Here is a 20,139-nt window from a genome sequence, read left to right as displayed (position 1 = left end):
GCGCTCCTCAGGAACCCTGCGGCTGACGGGCCGCGCCGGTCGACAGGCGTGGTCCCGTGGGCAGGAACGAGGACCAGGCCGCCGGGACGGGTGCGGGCACGACGTCCTTGTATCCGAGCCGGTTCTGCGCCTGTTGCGCCTCCTGCTGCCGCTGCGCCTTCTCCTCCTTCGAGCCTGATTCACCGATGCCGGAGTCGTCCTGCACGCTGTCGCCGTTGGACTGCATGGCGTAGCGCAGACCGGTGTCGGTGACCAGGAAGAGGGGGCCGGAGTCGGCGCTGGACCCCTTGAACTGCCGGAAGAGCTGTCCGGATCCCGGGGTGACGTAGGCGCTGCTGGAGCCGGTGGGGAGCGTTGCGGGGAAGCTCGTGCCCGCCCATGTGCTGAGCGTGCTGGCCCCGTCCTTCGTGGCGACACCGCGCAGGACGTTGCACACGGTGTTGCGGCTGCCGGGCGCGGCGCTCGCGGAGTTGACGGGCATCGGCTTGCTCGTGGGCCAGTCCATGTCCTGTCCGAAGGCCTCGCCGGGCTCGAACGCTCCGGCGCTGACCGGCCTCTCCTTGCCGTCCTGGCCGAGGTTGACCAGGGCCCGGCTGCTGAGCAGGAGCTTGGCGACGAAGTCCGATACGGGGGCGACCCGGCCGGGCAGGACCACGTACTGCTGGGTCCTGGTACCGGATGTCGCCGCGAGGACCGTCCCCACCTTGTTCACCGCGGGCTGCAGCTTCCCCGGGATTCCCGCGTCGTCGCCGGGGGTTCCGGGGAGGGTCGGGAAGTCGATGGCGTCTCCGGTGTGCAGGGTGTCCAGCCACGCGGCGGAGACCCGCTGGGGGGCGCGGCCGTCGCCGACCAGGGTGCGCAGAAGCAGTTCGTCGTTCTTCACCTTGTACGCCTTGCCGGCGGCGTCCACGATGTAGCGGGTCCTGTCGGGTCCCGGTCCCTCGACGTACATCAGGTCACCACCGTGCAGTCGGCCCGCGCCCTCGGTCTTCTTCTGGTCGCGCTCCGAGAAGACGAACGCGGCCTTCTGGATGGCTCTGCCGCCCTCGCCGGGCCGCTCGCAGACGGCCCACCGCTTCTTCGCTCCGGCTTCGTTCTTGTCCGGCAGCCGGTCGGGGGCGTACGGGATGCCAAGGGTGGCGCCGTGCGGGATCTTGCCGCTGTCGAGGACCGACTCGTCGACGTTGATGACCTTGCCCTTGTCCGGGGCGAGGAGGAGCTTGGCGCTGGACATGTTCAGTACCGGGTGGAGCTGCGTCTTGCCGTCGGTCTTCAACACCACATAGCGCGTGGTGGATTTGCTGGCGATGATGACGTTCTCGTAGGGGGTGTCCCATTTCTGGGGTGCGACGGGTTTGAACATCCCCCAGGCTCCGAACGCCGCGAGGATGACGACGCCGACGATCGCACCGGGCACCACCGCGCGCAGGGGGCGCGGTGCGCCCTCCTCCGAGCCGCTCGGGTTGGGTTGCAGGAACTGTGCGATCAACCTCCGCTTCGCGAAGGTGTAGGCGTTGAGTTCGTCCCGCCGTGATGCCATCTGTCCGCTGCCCCTTTTCCCCCGTGGGCGACCAGGTTCCCACACACGTCGTCGCCGCCCGCCGTCGACTGGGCCCCCTACTATGCCTGTTGGCACGTGGCCGTCACTGCTCAGGTAGGGTGATCGCCCGGTCAACGCCCGTGAAAAGAAACGGTAAACGGGTATAGAGGGGGCAATGCGGCGATGGGTGCAACGACGCGCGAGCGAACGGGGCGGTCTCCCCATCGAGCGTCCGGCCCTTCCCGAAGGCAACACGGCAACGAGCCGGCCGGCGCACCATCCGCCCCACCGGTGAACACCCCGTCGGTGAACGCCCCTGCGGCGACGACTCTGCGGCCGACCTCGCGGACCGGTCGCCTCGGCCCCGTACTGCGGCAGATGGTGCTCGTCGAGGCGGCCCTGGCGGTCGCCGCGGTGGGTGCCGCGCTCGGCGGTCCCTGGCTGGTGCCCACCATCGCGGTCGCCTGCCTGCTGGTGCTTCTCGCGGTGGTACGCCGCCGGGGCCGCGCCGTGCAGGACTGGCTGTCGACGGCACTCTCCCTCCGCGATCGCAGGCGCACCGCCGCGGCGTCCGCCGCGGACGCGGAGCCGCAGCTGGCGCCGGTGGCGGAGAACGTGCCGGGATTCGCTCCGTACATCTACGTCGACCGGGACCGCCGCACGGTGGGCATGCTCGGCGACGGCACGTTCCTGACCGCTGTCGTGAGGGTCGAGGCCAGCGGTGAATCGCTCCGCCAGGCGCTCGGTGCGCGGGCACTCCCGCTGTCCCTCCTGGGCGATGCCCTCGCGGTGGACGACATCGTGCTGGAGTCCGCGCAGCTCGTGCAGCAGGTACGCCCCGCTCCGGCGCAGCATCTGCCGCAGCAGTCGGCGGCGCGGCTCTCCTATGCCCCCCTTCAGGAGCAGGCCGGGGCGCCCGCGCTGCGGATGACCTGGGTGGCGGTGAAACTGGATCCGGAACTGTGCCGGGAGGCGGTCGAGGCGCGCGGGGGCGGCATCGGCGGAGCCCAGCGCTGTCTGGTCCGGGTCGCGGACCACGTGGCGAGCCGGATCACCGGCGCCGGATTCCGGGCCGTGGTGCTGGACCAGGAAGAGCTGCACTCCGCCGTGGCGACATCCGCGTGCGCCAATCCCATCCTGTCGGCCCGCGCCGGGCGCCCGGATGCCGCGCCGCAGCGGCGGACGATGGAGACATCGAGGGTCTGGCGGTGCGACGACCGCTGGCACACCGCCTATGCGGTGGACCGGTGGCCCGAGTTGGGCCGGGCGGCGACTCCTCTCCCGCGCCTCGTCTCGCTGCTGACGCAGGTCCCCGCGTACGCGACGACCTTCAGCCTGACGGTGCGGCGCGGTTCGCACCAGGGCGATGTGTCCGTCTCCGGTCACGTACGGATCACCGGTGGATCCGACACCGAACTGGTCGGGGTGCGAAGGACGTTGGAGCAGGCCGCACGGCACGCCAAGGTCGGCCTGGTGCGACTGGACCGCGAGCAGTTGCCGGGCGTGCTGGCGACGCTCCCGCTGGGAGGCGCACGATGACGAATCGCACCGGGCCGAGGCGGGGCCTGCGCGGCCCTCGCCACGCGGGGCACACCCTGGCGGCGGAGCACCTGGGCGCGCTGTCCCTGCCGGTCGGGGACGACGGCGTGATCATCGGCAGCGATGCCGAGGGGCGCACGCAGATGATCGGGTTCCACCGCCCGGCACCGTACGACGTCCTGTTGATCGGCGGCCTGTGGACCGCGCAGGTGCTGGCGCTGCGCGCGGCGGCCACGGGGGCGCGGGTGGCGGTCGAGACCGGGCGGACCCAGGCCTGGGCCACTCTGGCGCAGGCCGCGGGTGCCGGTCTCGAGTGCGTCTCCCTCCATGACGTGGGCCGGGTCCCGCCGACCGGGGCGACCGTGGGCAGCCCGGTGGTGGTGGTGCGCGACTGCGGCATGCGCCCGCCCCGCGGCCGGGTGGTGTCCTCGCCCTGGCAGTCGGTGCTGACGCTGCTGCCCTATCTGAGCCCTGTGGCGCCCCGGTTGATGCGGGCGTCGACGCTCGTGGGCATCCAGCGGGTCTCGCCCACCGAGGCGGACCAGATCGGCCGGATCCTGGGGCTCACCCGGGCCGAGAGCGAGGCCCTGCCCACCCTGGCGGACGGTGTCACACTCTGGGTGGCGGGCAGCGAGCGCCACTGGGTGATCACCGGCGCGACCGATATCGAGAACGGTCTGCTGGGCGCCGCTCGCCGGATGGACTGAATACTGTTTCGTTCGCGCCCCCGCGCCTGCCGCTTCCAGGGAGGATGGCCGGGGAACGACACGGTTCGATCGAAGGGACGCCGACATGGGCACCCAGCAGGAAAAGGAAGAGCTCTACGCTCTCGACATCTCGGATGTGGAGTGGCTGAGCGCACCGGGGACCGAGCAGGTCGAGGAACGGGTCGAGATCGCCCATCTGCCGGGCGGTGCAGTCGCCATGCGTTCGTCGCTGGATCCGGAGACCGTGTTGCGGTACACGGAGGCCGAGTGGCGTGCCTTCGTCCTGGGCGCGCGGGACGGTGAGTTCGACCTCACGTAGGCAGGAGTCTGGTGAGAGGGTGGCGGTCCGGACAGGACGGCCACCCTCTCAGCATGCCTGGGTATGTACCGAGTTGACCGCTTCGGACCGTGCATGCAGCCGTACTCGGGGCACTTGAGGACGGTGCGTTGCCTACTGGACAGTTTCTGGCGTGCGGAACGGCCTGCCGCAGTGAGCCCGATGACGATTAGGGTGGGTCGGGGCGCGGCAGAAGAACCTGCGGGCAGGCGATGCGCGTCCCAAGGGGGAGAGCCGGGCGGATCGGACAACGGGAACGGTCGCCCCCACCCACCACGGCACAAGGGTGCTCGACCACACCAGGAGGCAAAGTGAACGGCGATCGGGACGAGATCCGCGGGGGCTGGAACAAGCCCGTCGACGAGTCGTCCGACGCGGAGCCCGCCGAGATGACGGGTGAGTTCACCATCGACTACACCCCGCCCGCCTGGTACACGCAGAATGCGCCGGGGGACTCGTCGGGCGGTGCCGGATCGCATCTGGCGCCGCCTCCGCCGCCCAACGGGCCGCCGGCGGCCGTGCCCGCGCCGCCGGCCGCGGGTGGCTTCGACCCCAACTGGGCTCCGGCACCGCCCGCACCTGCTCCGTCCGTACCGGCTCCTCCCGTACCGGCGCCGTCCGCACCGGCGCCCGCGCCTCCCGCTCCCGCTCATTCCGCTTCGGGTGACTCCACGGCCCCTCCCGCGGACGGGGCGGGTGCTCCCGACGGGATCACGGACCCGTTCGGTGGCGGTGATGTGGAGAGCGGCGCGACCATGCGGTTCTCGCCCGCCGCCCTGAAGCGGGAGATCGCGGAGCGCGAGGAGGCGTCGAGAAGCGCGGACGTGGCTGCGGACGGCTCGGGTGCGGGTTCCGCCTCCGCGGGGGCCGGTGGTGACGGTACGGGCGAGAGTGAAGGCCCCGGCTCCGTGGAGGCGGCGGACGGGAACGCCGAGGAGGCCGACGGCGGCGCTGCCGCCGCCGATTCCGATGCCGCTGCCGCGACGCCCGCCGAGACTCCGGATGCCACCACGGGCGATGCCGCCGACGGGCCGGAGGGCCCCGCGCCCTCGGACGCCGTCACGGACGCGGCGCCCCAGGACGCACCGCCCGCCGCCGCACCGCACAACACCCCGGCGCCCGCGCCCACCCCCTGGGCGCCCGCGCCGCCGCAGGGCGCTCTGCCGCCGCTGCCGCCCGCCTTCCAGCCCGCCGCGCCGCAGCCCGTCGCGCCCCAGGCGGCGCCGCAGTGGCCCGTTTCGGCTCCGGCTCCGGCCGACCAGGGGCCCGGTGGCTACGGCTTCCCGCAGGCCGGAGCGCCGCAGGCACCCCAGCCGCCCCACGGCGGCTACGGCTTCCCGCAGCAGCCCGCTCCGGCCGCACAACAGCCACCGGCACAGGGCGGCTACGGCTTCCCGCAGCAGCCGCAGGCCGCCCTGCCGCCTCAGGCGCCCCAGTGGCCGGCGCAGCAGAGCACGCCGCTCCCGCCGCAGGTCCCCCAGGCTCCGCAGCAGCCGGTCCAGGGCACGCCTCATCCGCCCGCGCAGGCCGCCCCGCAGCCGCCCGCGCCCCAGCAGCCGGTCCACCCCCAGCAGCCGCAGCAACAGCAGCCCCAGCCGCCGGGACAGCCCGTCGACCCGCGCACCCCCGTCGACCCACGCACCGGGGCCGCCTGGCCGACCCCGGTCACCCACGACCAGCGCGAGCGTTCCGTGCCCGGCGCCCCGCTCGGGTACACGGCGGCCGTGGAGCTCTCCTCCGACCGGCTGGTCCGGGGCAAGCAGAAGGCGAAGAGCAGCCGTATGCCGTCCGGCGCGGCCCGCTTCAAGCTCGGCGGCAAGAAGGAGGAGGCCGAGCGGCAGCGCAAGCTCGAACTGATCCGTACGCCGGTGCTGTCCTGCTACCGGATCGCGGTCATCAGCCTCAAGGGCGGTGTCGGCAAGACCACCACGACCACCGCTCTCGGTTCGACCCTGGCCACCGAGCGGCAGGACAAGATCCTCGCCATCGACGCCAACCCGGACGCGGGCACGCTCGGCCGCCGGGTACGCCGGGAGACCGGCGCCACCATCCGCGACCTGGTCCAGGCGATCCCGTACCTCAACTCGTACATGGACATCCGCCGTTTCACCTCGCAGGCGCCCTCCGGTCTGGAGATCATCGCCAACGACGTCGACCCGGCGGTCTCCACGACGTTCAACGACGAGGACTACCGGCGCGCGATCGATGTGCTGGGCAAGCAGTACCCGATCATCCTCACCGACTCGGGCACCGGTCTGCTCTACAGCGCGATGCGCGGCGTGCTGGACCTCGCCGACCAGTTGATCATCATCTCGACGCCGTCGGTCGACGGTGCGTCCAGCGCCTCGACCACGCTGGACTGGCTGTCGGCGCACGGGTACGCGGAGCTGGTGCAGCGCTCCATCACGGTCATCTCGGGCGTCCGCGAGACCGGCAAGATGATCAAGGTCGATGACATCGTGCAGCACTTCGAGACGCGCTGCCGCGGCGTCGTCGTCGTACCGTTCGACGAGCATCTGGCGGCCGGCGCGGAGGTCGACCTCGACATGATGCGCCCCAAGACCCGCGAGGCGTACTTCAACCTCTCCGCGATGGTCGCCGAGGACTTCGCGCGCGCCCAGCAGCAGCAGGGGCTCTGGACGTCGAACGGCTCCACCCCGCCCCCGCAGTACGCCCCGCCGATGCCCAGTCAGCAGCAGTACGCCCCGCCGATGCCCGGCCAGCAGCAGTACGCCCCGCAGCCGCCTCAGCAGCCCTACCCGCCGCAGCAGCAGCCGTACGGTGGCCGGCAGCCGTACCCGCCGCAGCCCGGCCCCGGGGTGCAACAGCATGGCTGGCAGCAGTCGTTGCCCTCCCAGGCCCAGTCCGCGGCGAGCCCGGCCGGACCGCCGCCGCCCCACCAGCAGCAGCCCGGCCTGCCCGGTCAGCCAGGGCAGCCCGGTCAGCCCGGTCAGCCGGTCCCACCCGGGCCGCAGGGTCCCGTACCTCCCGCGGGATGGCAGCAGCAGCCGCCGCCAGCGCCTCAGCAGTAAGGCATCAGAGGTCTGAACCAATGAGGGCCCGCACCGTCTCCACGGTGCGGGCCCTCCGCGCATTCCCGCAGCCCACACGCCGTTTCGATGACCGTTGACGCGGCTCGACCCCCGCTGATAAACCTTCGCTTCACCAGCTGGCGAACCACAGATCAACCCGCCTTCTCCGTGCGAGTCATGACGCGAGGTCCCTGACCATGGTTGAAAGAGTTCCACCACCTTCTGCCCAGCCACGCTCACGTCTGCGTGTTCTGCTGGCCTCCGGCGCCGCCGCTCTGGCGCTGACCGCCGGTTCCGTCGCCGGTGTGCCCCTCGGTGCCGCGCCGCAGCAGGCGCAGGCCGCCGACAGCGGCCCGTCGACGCTGACCGTCGCCGTCGCACAGAGCGTCGACTCCCTGAGCCCGTTCCTGGCCCAGCGGCTCATGAGCACCAGCATCAGCCGGCTCATGTACGACTTCCTGACGAACTACGACGCCAAGGACAACCACGCGATCCCCGGCCTCGCCACCAAGTGGGAGCCGTCCGCGGACAAGCTGACCTGGACGTACACCATCCGGTCCAATTCCAAGTGGTCGGACGGGCAGCAGGCCACCGCCGAGGACGCGGCGTGGACGTTCAACAAGATCATGACCGACGAGGGCGCCGCGCAGGCCAACGGCAGCTTCGTCACGAACTTCAAGAAGGTGACGGCTCCGAGCCCGACCAAGCTGGTCATCGAGCTCAAGGAGCCGCAGGCCACCATGGCCGCGCTGGACGTGCCGATAGTCCCCAAGCACGTGTGGGAGAAGGTCGGTGACTTCTCCAAGTTCAACAACGACACGAAGTTCCCGATCGTCGGCAACGGGCCGTTCGTCCTGACCGACTACAAGGTCGACCAGTATGTGAAGCTCAAGGCCAACAAGGACTTCTGGCGCGGCAAGCCGAAGTTCGACGAACTGGTCTTCAAGACGTACAAGGACCAGGACGCCGCGGTCGCCGCGCTGCGCAAGGGCGAGGTCTCCTTCGTCGCCGGCTCCCCGGCGCTGACGCCCGCCCAGGCCGCGTCCCTCAAGGGCGAGAAGAACATCAAGGTCAACGAGGGTCCGGGCCGCCGCTTCTTCGCGCTTGCCGCCAACCCGGGCGCGCAGACCAAGGACGGCAAGAAGTTCGGCAACGGCAACAAGGCCCTTCTCGACCAGAAGGTGCGCCAGGCCCTCTTCCTGTCCATCGACCGCAAGACCATCATCGACAAGGTCTTCCAGGGCCACGCGGTCGAGGGCCAGGGCTACATCCCGCCGCGCTTCTCCACGTACTTCTGGCAGCCCTCCGCCGGCCAGAGCCTCGCCTACGACCCGGCCAAGGCGGCCAAGCTCCTCGACGAGGCGGGCTACCCGCTCAAGGGCGACCGGCGCGTCGGCAAGGACGGCAAGTCGCTGGACCTGCGCATCCTCTGCCATGCCACCGACCCGAACGACAAGGCGATCGGCAAGTACCTCCAGGAGTGGTGGGGCAAGCTCGGCATCGGCCTCAAGGTCGACTGCCGCGACGACGTCTCCGTGCCCTGGTACGCCGGTGAGTACGACCTCGCCTTCGACGGCTGGTCCGTCAACCCGGACCCGGACTTCGTCCTCGGCATCCACACCTGCGACGCACTGCCGGCCAAGGCCAAGGAGAGCGCCGCCACCGACAACTTCATCTGCGACAAGACGTACGACGAGCTCTACAAGAAGCAGCTCGCCGAGTACGACCCGGCCAAGCGCGCGGACATCGTCAAGCAGATGCAGTCGTGGCTGTACGACTCCGGGTACATGAGCGTCATCGCGTACCCGAACGCGGTCGAGGCCTACCGCACCGACCAGATCAAGTCGATCACGACGATGCCCGAGGCGGCGGGCAACATCTACGGCCAGGACGGGTACTGGGGCTGGTGGTCGGCCGTTCCGGCGGGCAGCGACGGTGCGGACAGCTCCGGCGGCTCCGACTCCACCGGTGTCGTCATCGGCATCGTCATCGTCGTACTGGTGCTCGCCGGTGGCGGGCTGTTCATCGCGAAGCGCCGCCGTACCACCGCGGACGACCGCGAGTAATCACGCGGACGGGTGAGAGAGGCCGGCCGGGGCGGCACAGAAGCCGTCCCGGCGGTTCCTCCAAGTGCAGCACGAGTAACGAGAGTTCCCCATGACAGCTGAAAGCACCCCGGCGCTCGTGCAGATCGCGGACGCGGACACCGACGGTCCGGCCCAGGCCGGACCGTCGGCCGCCCGCGGTCCACGGGCGCGCAACATCAAGGCCTATGTCCAGTACGTCGCGGCGAAGATCGCGGGTGCGGTCGTCTCCCTGTTCGCCGTGCTGGTCACCAGCTTCTTCCTCTTCCGTCTCATTCCCAGCGACCCGGTGAAGCAGATGACCGGCGGACGCCGCGTCTCTGCCGAGCAACTCCAGTCGCTCCGGCACCAGTTCGGGCTCGATCAGCCGCTCTGGAAGCAGTTCACGAGTTATGTGGGCGACGCGCTGACCGGAGACTTCGGTACCTCGTACCAGTTCCACGCCCCCGTCATCGACAAGATCACCGAGGCACTTCCGGCGACGCTGCTGCTCACCGGCACGGCGTACGTCCTCTACACCGCGCTCGGCATCTGGCTGGGCACCCGTACCGCCTGGCGCAACGGCTCCCTGAGCGACCGCTTCAACACCGCGTTCGCGCTCACGCTCTACTCGGTGCCGTCGTTCTGGCTGGGCCTGCTCCTGATCATCGTCTTCGCGGTGGGCATCGGGCCGATCCCCGGGATGTTCCCGACGGGCGGCATGGAATCGGGCGGGGAGAGCGGGCTCGCCTACGTCCTCGACGTGGCACACCACCTGGTCCTCCCGGTGGTCACCCTGGTAGCGGTCGGCTACGCGCAGACGCTGCTCGTGATGCGCTCCTCACTGCTCGACGAGATGGGCAGCGACTATCTGACGACGGCCCGCGCGAAGGGGCTGCGGGACGATGTCGTACGCCGCAAGCACGCCGTGCCGAACGCGATGCTGCCGACGTTCACGCTGATGTTCGTGAACCTGGGGCATGTGGTCGCCGGGCAGATCCTGGTCGAGACGGTGTTCTCCTGGCCGGGCCTCGGCGGCCTCTTCTACCAGGCGCTCAGCGTGCCCGACCTCCCCCTCGTACAGGGGCTGTTCTTCGTCTTCGCCACTGCGGTGGTCCTGGCGAACACCCTTGCCGATGTGCTGTATCCGTTGCTCGATCCCCGGGTGGGCCGATGACGACCGAATCCATGCCCACGCCCACGAAGGCGGGGGCGGCCGAGAACCCGCGCGCGCTGGCCCGCGCGCGCAAACGGCGCTCCCTCGCCCGTTTCTGGCGGGAGTACCGCAATCACCGGGGCGGACTGTGGGGTCTGGCGGCGCTCGTCCTGATCGCGCTGATCGCCGTGTTCGCGCCGCAGCTCGTCGGTTCCGACTCGCAGAGCGTCACCGGCGCGCCCGGCGGTGCGCTGGAGTCGCCGAGCGGTGAATTCCCGCTCGGTACGGACCAGTTCGGGCGCAGTGTGCTGGCCCTGCTGGTCTGGGGCGCCCGCGTCTCGTTGACGGTCGGCCTGCTCGCGGCGTTCCTGTGCGTCGCCATCGGCACGGTCGTCGGCATCGTCGCGGGGCATTTCCACGGCTGGTACTCGACGGTCCTGATGCGGATCACCGACTGGTTCCTGGTGATGCCGACCCTGGTCCTCGCCATCGCGCTCGCCACCGTGATGGACCGCTCGATGTGGACGGTCATCATCGCGATCGGCGTCACGACCTGGCCGACCACGGCTCGGCTGGTCCGCGCCCAGACCCTTGCCGTGGAGTCCCGCCCGTACATCGAGCGCGCCCGCGCGCTGGGCGGCGGCCACGGGCACATCATGGTCCGGCACGTGCTGCCCAACGTGATGCCGCTGATGCTCGCACAGACCACGCTGGTGATCTCCAGCGCGATCCTCACGGAGGCCACCCTGGCCTTCCTCGGCCTCAGCGATCCGACCATCACCTCCTGGGGCGGCATGCTCCAGGACGCCCGCGAGGCGGGCGCGGTGAGCGCGGGCGACTGGTGGTACCTGGCACCGCCCGGCATCGCCATCGCCCTGGTGGCCCTCGCGTTCACACTGTGCGGACGCGCCATCGAGTCCGTGCTCAATCCCAAGCTGGGGGTGGCCCGTTGAGTACGACGAGCACCAGGAAGACGCCGCTTCTCGACGTACGGGACCTCACGGTGACGTACGGCGGCGGAGCACAGGCCGTCCGGGGCGTGAACCTCACCGTCGACGCCGGGCAGAAGCTCGGCATCGCCGGTGAGTCCGGCTGCGGGAAGTCGACGCTGGCGCTCGCGCTGCTGCGGCTGCTGCCCGCCGGGGCGAAGGTCTCCGGCGAGATCCTGCTGAACGGCGAGGACGTCCTCGCCATGAAGTGGGGCCAGGTCAGGGCGGTGCGCTGGGCGGGGGCGTCGATCGTGTTCCAGGGCGCGATGCACTCCCTCAACGCGGTGCACCGCATCGGCGACCAGATCGCCGAGCCGATCCTGCTGCACAGGAAGGCGACGCAGGCCGGGGCGGCGAAGAAGGCCGGCGAACTCCTGGAGCAGGTGGGGCTGCCGGCCGCCCGCGCGGACGCCTATCCGCACGAGCTCTCCGGCGGGCAGCGGCAGCGCGTGATGATCGCGATGGCGCTCGCCTGCGACCCCGGCCTGATCATCGCGGACGAGCCGACCACGGCGCTCGATGTGATGATCCAGGCGCAGATCCTGCGGCTGATCGAGCAGTTGGTGTCCGAGCAGGACCTCGGCCTGATCATGATCAGCCACGACCTCGCCGTGCTCTCGGACACCTGCGACCGGCTCGCGGTGATGTACGCGGGCCGGGTCGTGGAGGAGGGCCCGGCGTCCGAGGTCTACGAGAACGCGCACCACCCGTACGGCAAGGCCCTGTCCGGCGCCTTTCCCCGCATCGGCGACCCGGCCTCCCGGTTCGCGCCCCGCGGGCTGCCCGGCGATCCGCCGGACCCGTCGGCGCTGCCCGGCGGCTGCACGTTCCATCCCCGCTGCCCGGTGGCCCTGGACTCCTGCACCACGCAGGACCAGGAGCTGCGGGAGGCGGGACCGGAGCGGCGGGCCGCCTGTGTGCTGGTGGAACCGGGGGCGGTGGCCGCGGTCCCGGTCCTGCCGGGTGCCGAGGAAGCAAGGAGCACACCATGACCACCACCACTCCCCTGCTCAGCGCGGAAGGGCTGAAGGTCACCTTCCCCGGCCGGCGCGGGGCCGCCCCGGCGCGTGCCGTGGACAGTGTCGACCTGGACATCCGGCCCGGCGAGATCGTCGCCCTGGTCGGTGAGTCGGGCTGCGGCAAGACGACGCTCGCCCGGTCGCTGCTGGGTCTGGTCCCGCCGACGTCCGGGCGGGTGACCTTCGGCGGGCAGCCGCTCGACTACACGAGCCGGGCGCTGAAGGCGTACCGCAAACGGGTCCAGTTGGTGCTCCAGGACCCCAGCGGTTCGCTCAACCCGAGGCACACCGTGTACGACGCCGTCGCCGAGGGCCTGCGGATCCACGGGTACGCGGGGGACGAGCGGGCGGCGGTGGCCGAGGCGCTGTCGCGGGCGGGGCTGCGGCCCCCCGAGCGGTTCTTCCTGCGCTACCCGCACGAGCTGTCGGGCGGCCAGCGCCAGCGGGTCGTCATCGCGGGCGCGCTCGTGCTGGAGCCGGAACTCATCGTGGCCGACGAGCCGGTGGCCTCGCTGGACGCTTCGGTGCGCGGCGAGATCCTCGCCCTGCTGCTGCGGCTGCGGGACGAGCTGGGCCTGTCCGCGCTGGTGGTCACGCACGACCTCGGCCTGGCGTGGAACATCGCCGACCGGGTCGCGGTGATGTACCTCGGCCGGATCGTGGAGACGGGCGAGGTGGAGCAGATTCTGACCGCTCCGCAACACCCGTACACCCAGGCGCTGTTGTCGGTGCTCCCGGAGGCCGGGACCGATCCGGTGATTCTGACCGGTGAGCCGCCGGACCCGTCCCGGGTGCCGTCCGGCTGCCGTTTCCACGCCCGCTGCCAGGTGCTGGCCTCGGGCGAGGCGGAGCGGGCGGGCGTCGCGGACGCGTGCCGTACGAAGGACCTGCCGGTGCTCGCGGGCGGCGGGCAGACCCAGGTGGCGTGCCACTGGGCGAACGCGGCCGCGAAGGCACCGGCGTGACGCGGTGATCCGAGGCCTGTCCGGCGGAGCGGGGCCGGGACCGTGGACGAACGGTCCCGGCCCCGGTCGCGCGGAAGGAGCGATTCAGCCGCGCTCGTACGCGGAGACCAGCTCGCTGCACCGCTTCACGTCGGCGGCCATCGCCACGAGCAGGTCCTCGACCGAGTCGAACTTCAGCATCCCGCGTACGTAGGCGAGGAAGTCCACCGAGACATGGAGCCCGTACAGATCGAGGCCGACGCGGTCAATCGCGTACGCCTCCACCGTCCGCTCGGTGCCGTCGAACTGCGGGTTCGTGCCGACCGAGATCGCGGCGGGCATCGCCTCGCCGTTCACATTGAGCCAGCCCGCGTAGACGCCGTCGGCGGGGATCGCGGTGTGCGGCAGGGTCTCCACGTTGGCCGTGGGGAAGCCCATCTCGCGGCCGCGCTGCGCCCCGCGGACCACGACACCCTCGACGCGGTGCGGCCGGCCCAGGATCTCTGCGGCGCCCGCGACATCGCCCTCGGCGACCAGGCGCCGGGTGAGGGTGGAGGAGAACGGTTCGCCGCCGCCCGCCTCGCCGCTCACGTACAGGTCGATCACCTCGACACCGTAGTCGTAGGTCGCGCCGAGCTCGGTGAGCAGCTGCACATTCCCGGCCGCCTTGTGGCCGAAGCGGAAGTTCGGGCCCTCGATGACGAGCTGCGCGTGCAGTTTGTCGACGAGCACCTTCACGATGAAGTCGGCCGGTGCCAGCTTCGAGAACTCGGTGGTGAACGGCAGGATCAGCACCGCGTCCGCCCCCACCTCCGCCATCAGCTCGGCACGCCGGTGGTGCGGGGCGAGCAGCGGCGGGTGGCTGCCGGGCCGTACGACCTCGCTGGGGTGCGGGTCGAAGGTCACCACGACCGACGGCACGCCCAGCTCGCGTGCCCGCTCCACGGCCCGCCCGATGATCAGCTGGTGTCCGCGGTGCACCCCGTCGTAGGAGCCGATGGTGACGACGCTGCGTCCCCAGTCCTGGGGGATGTCCTCCAAGCCACGCCAGCGTTGCACTGTGACCGCTCCTCGCCCGAACCCGTGTCCATGAAATTGCCTGTTACGCAGGTCTAAGACTGCCATGCTCACGCCCCGCGGCCCGCATCGGCATCGTTTTCGGGCTCGCGAGGGCCTCCACCGTGCGCCGCGCACTCGGACCGACGAGCGCCGCCCACTCCTGCGGGGCCTCCGCCAGCCATCCGGTGACCAGGGCGGCGAATCCGGGCACGTCACGGGCCAGTTCGACCAGTCCGCGGTCGAAGCGGACCGCGCCGTCGGGGGTACGGACCAGCAGCATCCCGGTGCGGTGGACCAGGGCGCGGGTTCGGGCCGGTGCACGGGCGCCGGAGCCGGCCGCGGCGGCCCGCAGCAACGCGTCGAGCACGGCCGGATCGCGGTGGGCGCCCTGCTCGAAATCCAGCAGGACCTCCAGCAGCTCTCCCCTCAGCTGCCCGGAGGCGGGGCTGCCCGGCGCGGCAAGCACCCCCGCGAGCGCGCCGCGCACCGGCGGCGGCACCGGACGGTCCCGCAGCAGCCCGGTCACCAGGGGCAGCAGCAGGGCGCGGGCGGCGGGGCCGCGCTCCAGCCTCCGGTCGATGTACGCCGCGGCGTGCACGGTGTCGTCCGGGTGGCTGTCGATGTACGCCCGCACGAGTCCGGCGGTGTGCAGGGCCAGCGCGGGGGCGTCGATCCCGGCGAGCGAACACAGCACCTCGCCCGCGCCGTCGTCGGGCCGGGTGAGCCGCTCCCGGAGCGCGGTGAGCACCTGCCGCGAGTGGGAGAGCAGCGCGCCGACGAACGCCTCGGCCGACAGGTGCGGCTCGCCCGCGACGAAGGCCCGCAGAGCCTGCGGGAGGTGTCGGTCCCGGCTCAGCGGATCCTGGACGAGAAGGGTGAGCGCGGCCCCGTGCAGCGCGGCGTCGGCCGGGCGGGACAGCAGCGCGAGGGCCGCCCCGCGCAGCAGCCCGCGGTCGGCGTCGAGGGTGACGTGCGCGGCGGTGACCGGCGCGTAGGAGGCTGCGGCGGCCCGGCGGGCGGGCCGGTCCTCGTCACGGGACCAGCGGTCGACGGCGCGGCACAGCGCGGAGGGCTCGTCCTCGGCCAGCGTGGTGAGCAGTTCCTCGGCCCGGGGGTGGGCGGTCGAGACGAGCGCGTCGGTCAGATCGTCGACGGCGAGGTCCCGGCGGGCGTAGAGCAGCGCCTGCGCCGCGTCGGCCACCGTCGGGCGCATCGCGAGCCCCTCTTCGGCGGGCAGCGGGCGCTCGTCGGTGAACCAGCCGCAGAGCAGCGGCTGCACGGTCCGGGGCTGGGCGGCGAGCCGTCGCGCGACGGCATCCAGGAACCGCTCACGGCCGTCGCCGTCGTCGTGCGCGTCGCAGACGCGGTCTCCCTCACCGCGGGGGTCGACCCGGCGCGGGCCGTCCGCGGGGACCAGACGCCGGAGCAGGTCGATCCGGTCCGCCTCCGGCAGCCGCAGCCGCCGCCAGAACCACGGCCCGAACTCCGCGTACGCCCCCGGGCTGCCCGCTCGCCGGACGACGCGGCCGGCGAGCAGCCGCAGCACCCCGAGGTGGGGCCGGGCGTCAGGCACCCGCAGCAGGGTCTCCGAGAGCAGGTGGGCCGCCCACCAGCGGGCGTCATGAGGGACGTCGGCACGCGTCTCCGGCCCCGGTGACAGCCGGTCCAGGGCCTCGATGAGATCGGCCAGCCGGTGCGCCAGTGCGCCGGGCCCCCTGCGGCGCCCCAGAAGCAGCAGGGCCTGGATCACCGGGCCGGACCGATGACGCGGCACGGGCAGAACGCGCGGCCCGGCCGCCGGCGCGGGCAGTCCGCCGAGCCCCCCTTGCGGCCCGGCCGCCGCTCCCGCCCCCGGGCCGGCCTCCGCCGCGGCATCCCGCACGGTCACGCGGCCGCGCCCCACCGGCGGCTCGATCGCGCGGCTGAGTCCCTCCTGCGTCCCGGCCGCCGCTTCGGCCTCCGCCACGGCGTCCGCCGCGAGCGCGCGACCGTCCTCCGCCCGCCACATCTCAACCGCCCCGGCGCCCAGCCCAGGTGCACAGCCGAATCCCCCTCGCGCCCCGGCCGCCGCTTCGGCCTCCGCCGTGGCGTCCACCGCAGGCACGCGGCTGCCTCCGTCCCGCCGCTTCTTTGCCGCAGCCTCCGCGGCGGGCTCCGGCGCGGGCTTCGAGCCGCGCCCCACCCGGAGCCCCTTCGCCGCCCCGGCCTCCGTCGCGGTCCCCCGGCCGCGCGCCGCACGCGGCCTCCTCGGCTGCGGAACACGCGGTTCCGAGGCCGGGGAGGACGCCCGTGTCCCCGTCTCCGACGCCGGCCCCTCCCCCGCCCGCTCCTCCGCGTGCCACCGGTGGACCAGTGCGTGCAGGGCGGCGTCCAGATCCAGGTGGGCGCCCTGCACCCAGTCCCCCAGCTCCTCGTGCGCGAAGCGGTAGCCCGTGCCCGCCGGGACGAGCAGGCCCTCGGTGAGGACGGCCGACGCCCAGCCCGTGCGCCAGGGGAACACCTCCTCGAAGGCCGCCCCGTCCACCTCCCCCTGGCCGGGGCCGAGACAGCGGCGGGCCGCCTCGTGGATCTGCCCGGCCACCCGCGCGGCCAGGCGGCGGACCGCGGTGCCCCCGGGCGCCGTGCCCGATACGGCTGCGATGCGGACCGCGACGCGCAGGCACATCAGGTCCAGGTGGGCGCCGAAGACATCGTCCGTGCCGGGCTGCCCGGCGACGTCCCCGGGCAGCGCCTCGCGCACCTCCGCGAGGAGGCGCAGCGTGAGCGGGTGCCGGTCGTGGCCGGGGGTGAGCGCGTCCGGCGGGATGGCGTACCGCTCCCGGGCCCGTTCCGCCTGGCCGGCGGTGAAGTCGCCGAGGCGGACCGCGGACGGCAGCCGTCCGGCCGGCCGGACGGGGTGGTGCAGAGCGCCGGGCGGACAGAACGCACCGGCCGTCTCCCAGTGCTCGGGCGTGCAGGCGACCACGAGCCGCGCCCCGTTCCCCCGCAGCCAGCCGACCGTGCCCGCCGTCCACCGGGCCAGCCCGTGGGCCAGCACGGGAGGCATCTCCTCGGGGCCGTCCAGCAGGACGAGCAGCGGGCTGCCGGACTCCTCGGCCAGCCGGGCCACCCGCTCCGCAGTGGCGCTCGCCAGGTCGCCCCGCGCACCGGCGGCACCCGCGATCCGACTGGACCGCCGGAGCGCACGGGCGATCGCGTCGGCGACCGAGGTGTCGTCGGCCAGCAGATCGGCGCCGCGCAACCAGAGAGTGGGGGCGGGCACGGAGCCGAGGGCCCGGCGGGCGGCGAGTGCGGCCAGTTCGGTGGTACGGCCGGTGCCCGGAGCTCCGACGAGGCCCAGGACCACGGCGGGTCCGTGCGGCGCGGGCGAGGGGTGGCCGGGGGCCGTGAAGGCGGTGAACTCCGCGACGACGTCCGGGCGTTCGACCGGATCGGGGCAGGAGGCCGGGCCGTCCGCCGAGCCGAGCGACATCGCGGTGAGGTGCAGGGCGCCCGCGAGGTTCAGGTCGCGGCCGTATCCGGGAACGCCCGTCGCGTTGCGCCTCAGCAGCGCGTCCAGCGGACCGTCGGCGCCCGCGATCTGCAGGGGCACCGCCAACCCGGCGGCGGGATGCCCGGCGCGCAGCGCGGTGCCGAGCACGGCGATGACCGCGCCGCTCTCCGGATCGGCGACGGGCCCGCCCACGGCCGCGCCGCCGAGCCGCAGCGCGTCCCGGCCGTCCGTACCGAGCGCCAGCTCCATCGCGGCGCCGATCCGGTGGGTGCGGCCGTGCGCGGTGTATGTCACCGGGGTCGTGCCGAGCACCCGCGCCTCGCGCCGGCCGTGGGCGGCGATCGTCACATACGCGCCGGGTTCGATCCTGTTCCGCGAGGCGATCGGCGTCGGCTCCACCCCGAGCACGGAGAGTCCCCCGGTGCGCAGCAGGGCGAGGTCGAGCTCGGGCAGTTCGGTGACGTCGGCGGCCTCGACGCAGCAGCTGCGGCCGTCCGTTCCGTACAGGACGTGCCGGGTGGCACCGGCGACCGCTTCGTGGCTGGTCACCACCGTGCCCCGGTCGTCGGCGACGAATCCGGTCCCCCGCTGCCGGCCGGCCGGATCGCAGATACGTACCAGCGCTGTCCGGTGCCCGCTTCCCATGGTCCGACGTTAGGTCGGAGATGATCAGCACGAACCCACTCGGAGTAAAAGCGCCCCCGAATGCACCCCTGATTCACTCCGAGCGCCTGCCCGTTGGGGTGAATTCATCGCGCCCGGTGGACAGAAACCGGTGGGGGATCGTGGAGCGGGTACAGGGGGCCCGCTCCACGATGGGCCCCGGGAGCCGGGACGCCGGTCAGGCGAAGACGGCGAGGCTCTTGGCCTTGCCCTTCTGCTCCTCGACGAGGACCAGGAACCGGCCGTCGGGCCCGAACACCCCGACCGGCCCCGGCGGGAAGGCGGGCATGTCCAGCCGCACCCCGTTCAGCAGCAGCTTGGCCCGCTTCTCGTCGACGTCCCAGCGGGGGAACGCCGAGGCGGCGGCCTCGGCCACCGGCATCACGGTCAGCTCCTCCTGGTGCTGGTCGAGCGTCCGCGCCACGTCGAGTCCGTACGGCCCGACCCGGGTCCGCCGCAGTGCGGTCAGATGCCCGCCGACGCCGAGCCCGGCACCGAGGTCGCGGGCGATCGCCCGGATGTACGTACCGGAGGAGCAGACGACGGAGACGACCAGGTCGACGACCGGCGTGCCGTCCTCGGCGACCTCCTCGCGGACGTCGTAGACGTTGAAGGACGAGATCGTCACCGGCCGGGCCGGGATCTCGAACTCCTCGCCGCCGCGCACCCGGGCGTAGGACCGCTTGCCGTCGATCTTGATGGCGCTGACCTTGGACGGCACCTGCATGATCGGTCCGGTCAGGGCCGCGACCCCGGCGTCGATGCCCTGACGGGTCACCCCGGACGCGTCGGTGGACGAGGTGATCTCGCCCTCCGCGTCGTCCGTGACGGTGTTCTGGCCGAGCCGGATCGTACCGAGGTACTCCTTCTCGGTCAGTGCGAGATGGCCCAGCAGCTTGGTGGCCTTCTCCACGCCGAGCACGAGAACGCCCGTCGCCATCGGGTCCAGCGTGCCGGCGTGGCCGACGCGGCGGGTCCGGGCGATGCCGCGCATCTTCGCGACGACGTCGTGCGAAGTGAAGCCGGACGGCTTGTCGACGATGACAAGGCCGCCCTCCCGTCGCCAGCCGCCGTCCTTGCCCGAGGTCGCTGCGCTCCCGCTCCCTTGATCGGGCGTCCTGTTCTGCGCTGTCATTCGGAGGCGGTGTCCTCGTCGTTCTCGGCATCCGCCTTGCGGTACGGGTCCGCTCCACCGGCGTAGGCGGCGCCCGAGGACGCCTCGCGCACCCGCGCGTCCGAGGCACGCGCCCGGTCGAGGAGGTCCTCGATCGCCTTGGCGTTCTCCGGAAGGGCGTCGGCCACGAAGGCAAGCGTGGGGGTGAACTTCGTCCCCGCCGCCGCTCCGACCGCCGACCGCAGGATGCCCTTGGCGCTCTCCAGGCCGGCCGCCGCGCTCGCCCGCTCCTCGTCGTCGCCGTAGACCGTGTAGAAGACCGTGGCCTCCCGCAGGTCACCGGTGACCCGGGTGTCCGTGATGGTCACGTGCGTCCCCAGACGCGGGTCCTTGATACCGCGCTGCAGTTTCTCGGCCACCACCTCCTGGATGAGGTCCGCCAGCTTCTTCGCCCGCGCGTTGTCGGCCACTGGTCCGTCTCCTT

Annotated in this window: 14 protein-coding genes; 9 read left to right on the top strand and 5 right to left on the bottom strand. The window is 72.5% G+C overall.

The window, feature by feature from the left end:
* Positions 1-7: 7 nt before the first annotated feature.
* On the bottom strand, positions 8-1,540 hold the full coding sequence (eccB, locus tag ACFVT1_RS37835) for a type VII secretion protein EccB (protein ID WP_389804491.1): 1,533 nt from the start codon (positions 1,538-1,540) through the stop codon (positions 8-10).
* A gap of 183 nt (positions 1,541-1,723) precedes the next feature.
* On the opposite strand from eccB, the gene eccE reads away from it, so the two are divergent.
* The 9 genes from eccE (at position 1,724) to ACFVT1_RS37790 (ending at position 13,347) form a co-directional block, all read left to right on the top strand.
* Positions 1,724-3,079, top strand: a complete 1,356-nt coding sequence (gene eccE, locus ACFVT1_RS37830; RefSeq protein WP_389804488.1) for a type VII secretion protein EccE — start codon at positions 1,724-1,726, stop codon at positions 3,077-3,079.
* Positions 3,076-3,786: a hypothetical protein gene (locus tag ACFVT1_RS37825; protein ID WP_389804485.1), complete on the top strand. Its 711-nt coding sequence runs from the start codon at positions 3,076-3,078 to the stop codon at positions 3,784-3,786. The genes eccE and ACFVT1_RS37825 overlap by 4 nt, the downstream gene beginning before the upstream one ends.
* 85 nt (positions 3,787-3,871) lie before the next feature.
* Entirely contained in the window at positions 3,872-4,105 is a 234-nt protein-coding gene (locus tag ACFVT1_RS37820; protein ID WP_362209654.1) for a DUF397 domain-containing protein, read from the top strand.
* Positions 4,106-4,434: 329 nt separating this feature from the next.
* Positions 4,435-7,155: an SCO5717 family growth-regulating ATPase gene (locus ACFVT1_RS37815; protein ID WP_389804483.1), complete on the top strand. Its 2,721-nt coding sequence runs from the start codon at positions 4,435-4,437 to the stop codon at positions 7,153-7,155.
* A 197-nt stretch (positions 7,156-7,352) separates the two neighbouring features.
* Positions 7,353-9,221 carry an ABC transporter substrate-binding protein gene (locus tag ACFVT1_RS37810; RefSeq protein WP_389804480.1) on the top strand — a complete coding sequence of 623 codons (1,869 nt, stop codon included), beginning with the start codon at positions 7,353-7,355 and terminating at the stop codon, positions 9,219-9,221.
* Positions 9,222-9,312: 91 nt separating this feature from the next.
* Positions 9,313-10,395, top strand: a complete 1,083-nt coding sequence (locus ACFVT1_RS37805; protein WP_389804477.1) for an ABC transporter permease — start codon at positions 9,313-9,315, stop codon at positions 10,393-10,395.
* Positions 10,392-11,327 (top strand): ABC transporter permease, encoded by a 936-nt coding sequence (locus tag ACFVT1_RS37800; protein ID WP_389804475.1) that lies wholly within the window; start codon positions 10,392-10,394, stop codon positions 11,325-11,327. The genes ACFVT1_RS37805 and ACFVT1_RS37800 overlap by 4 nt, the downstream gene beginning before the upstream one ends.
* The gene (locus ACFVT1_RS37795) at positions 11,324-12,355 is read left to right on the top strand and encodes an ABC transporter ATP-binding protein (RefSeq protein WP_389804473.1); all 1,032 of its coding nucleotides are present in this window, start codon (positions 11,324-11,326) and stop codon (positions 12,353-12,355) included. Before ACFVT1_RS37800 ends, ACFVT1_RS37795 begins: the two co-directional genes overlap by 4 nt.
* Positions 12,352-13,347 carry an oligopeptide/dipeptide ABC transporter ATP-binding protein gene (locus ACFVT1_RS37790; protein WP_389804471.1) on the top strand — a complete coding sequence of 332 codons (996 nt, stop codon included), beginning with the start codon at positions 12,352-12,354 and terminating at the stop codon, positions 13,345-13,347. The genes ACFVT1_RS37795 and ACFVT1_RS37790 overlap by 4 nt, the downstream gene beginning before the upstream one ends.
* Positions 13,348-13,431: 84 nt before the next feature.
* On the opposite strand, the gene ACFVT1_RS37785 is transcribed toward ACFVT1_RS37790, so the two are convergent.
* The 4 genes from ACFVT1_RS37785 to rbfA form a co-directional block, all read right to left on the bottom strand.
* Positions 13,432-14,385, bottom strand: a complete 954-nt coding sequence (locus ACFVT1_RS37785) for a bifunctional riboflavin kinase/FAD synthetase (protein WP_389804468.1) — start codon at positions 14,383-14,385, stop codon at positions 13,432-13,434.
* Between the two features lie 43 nt (positions 14,386-14,428).
* The gene (locus tag ACFVT1_RS37780) at positions 14,429-18,523 is read right to left on the bottom strand and encodes a trypsin-like peptidase domain-containing protein (RefSeq protein ID WP_389804466.1); all 4,095 of its coding nucleotides are present in this window, start codon (positions 18,521-18,523) and stop codon (positions 14,429-14,431) included.
* 196 nt (positions 18,524-18,719) lie between these two features.
* Positions 18,720-19,676 carry a tRNA pseudouridine(55) synthase TruB gene (gene truB / locus ACFVT1_RS37775; RefSeq protein WP_389804463.1) on the bottom strand — a complete coding sequence of 319 codons (957 nt, stop codon included), beginning with the start codon at positions 19,674-19,676 and terminating at the stop codon, positions 18,720-18,722.
* Positions 19,673-20,125 (bottom strand): 30S ribosome-binding factor RbfA, encoded by a 453-nt coding sequence (gene rbfA / locus ACFVT1_RS37770; protein WP_389804460.1) that lies wholly within the window; start codon positions 20,123-20,125, stop codon positions 19,673-19,675. Before rbfA ends, truB begins: the two co-directional genes overlap by 4 nt.
* Positions 20,126-20,139 lie beyond the last annotated feature (14 nt).

The sequence above is a fragment of the Streptomyces sp. NPDC057963 genome, assembly GCF_042887155.1.
Classification (GTDB): domain Bacteria; phylum Actinomycetota; class Actinomycetes; order Streptomycetales; family Streptomycetaceae; genus Streptomyces.
This window is presented reverse-complemented; position numbering and strand designations above follow the sequence as displayed.

Bases quoted from the DNA above. Each gene is read 5' to 3' on its own strand.
- eccB (WP_389804491.1), bottom strand. From the start codon at position 1,540: ATGGCATCACGGCGGGACGAACTCAACGCCTACACCTTCGCGAAGCGG.
- eccE (WP_389804488.1), top strand. From the start codon at position 1,724: ATGGGTGCAACGACGCGCGAGCGAACGGGGCGGTCTCCCCATCGAGCG.
- ACFVT1_RS37825 (WP_389804485.1), top strand. From the start codon at position 3,076: ATGACGAATCGCACCGGGCCGAGGCGGGGCCTGCGCGGCCCTCGCCAC.
- ACFVT1_RS37820 (WP_362209654.1), top strand. From the start codon at position 3,872: ATGGGCACCCAGCAGGAAAAGGAAGAGCTCTACGCTCTCGACATCTCG.
- ACFVT1_RS37810 (WP_389804480.1), top strand. From the start codon at position 7,353: ATGGTTGAAAGAGTTCCACCACCTTCTGCCCAGCCACGCTCACGTCTG.
- ACFVT1_RS37805 (WP_389804477.1), top strand. From the start codon at position 9,313: ATGACAGCTGAAAGCACCCCGGCGCTCGTGCAGATCGCGGACGCGGAC.
- ACFVT1_RS37800 (WP_389804475.1), top strand. From the start codon at position 10,392: ATGACGACCGAATCCATGCCCACGCCCACGAAGGCGGGGGCGGCCGAG.
- ACFVT1_RS37790 (WP_389804471.1), top strand. From the start codon at position 12,352: ATGACCACCACCACTCCCCTGCTCAGCGCGGAAGGGCTGAAGGTCACC.
- ACFVT1_RS37780 (WP_389804466.1), bottom strand. From the start codon at position 18,523: ATGGGAAGCGGGCACCGGACAGCGCTGGTACGTATCTGCGATCCGGCC.
- truB (WP_389804463.1), bottom strand. From the start codon at position 19,676: ATGACAGCGCAGAACAGGACGCCCGATCAAGGGAGCGGGAGCGCAGCG.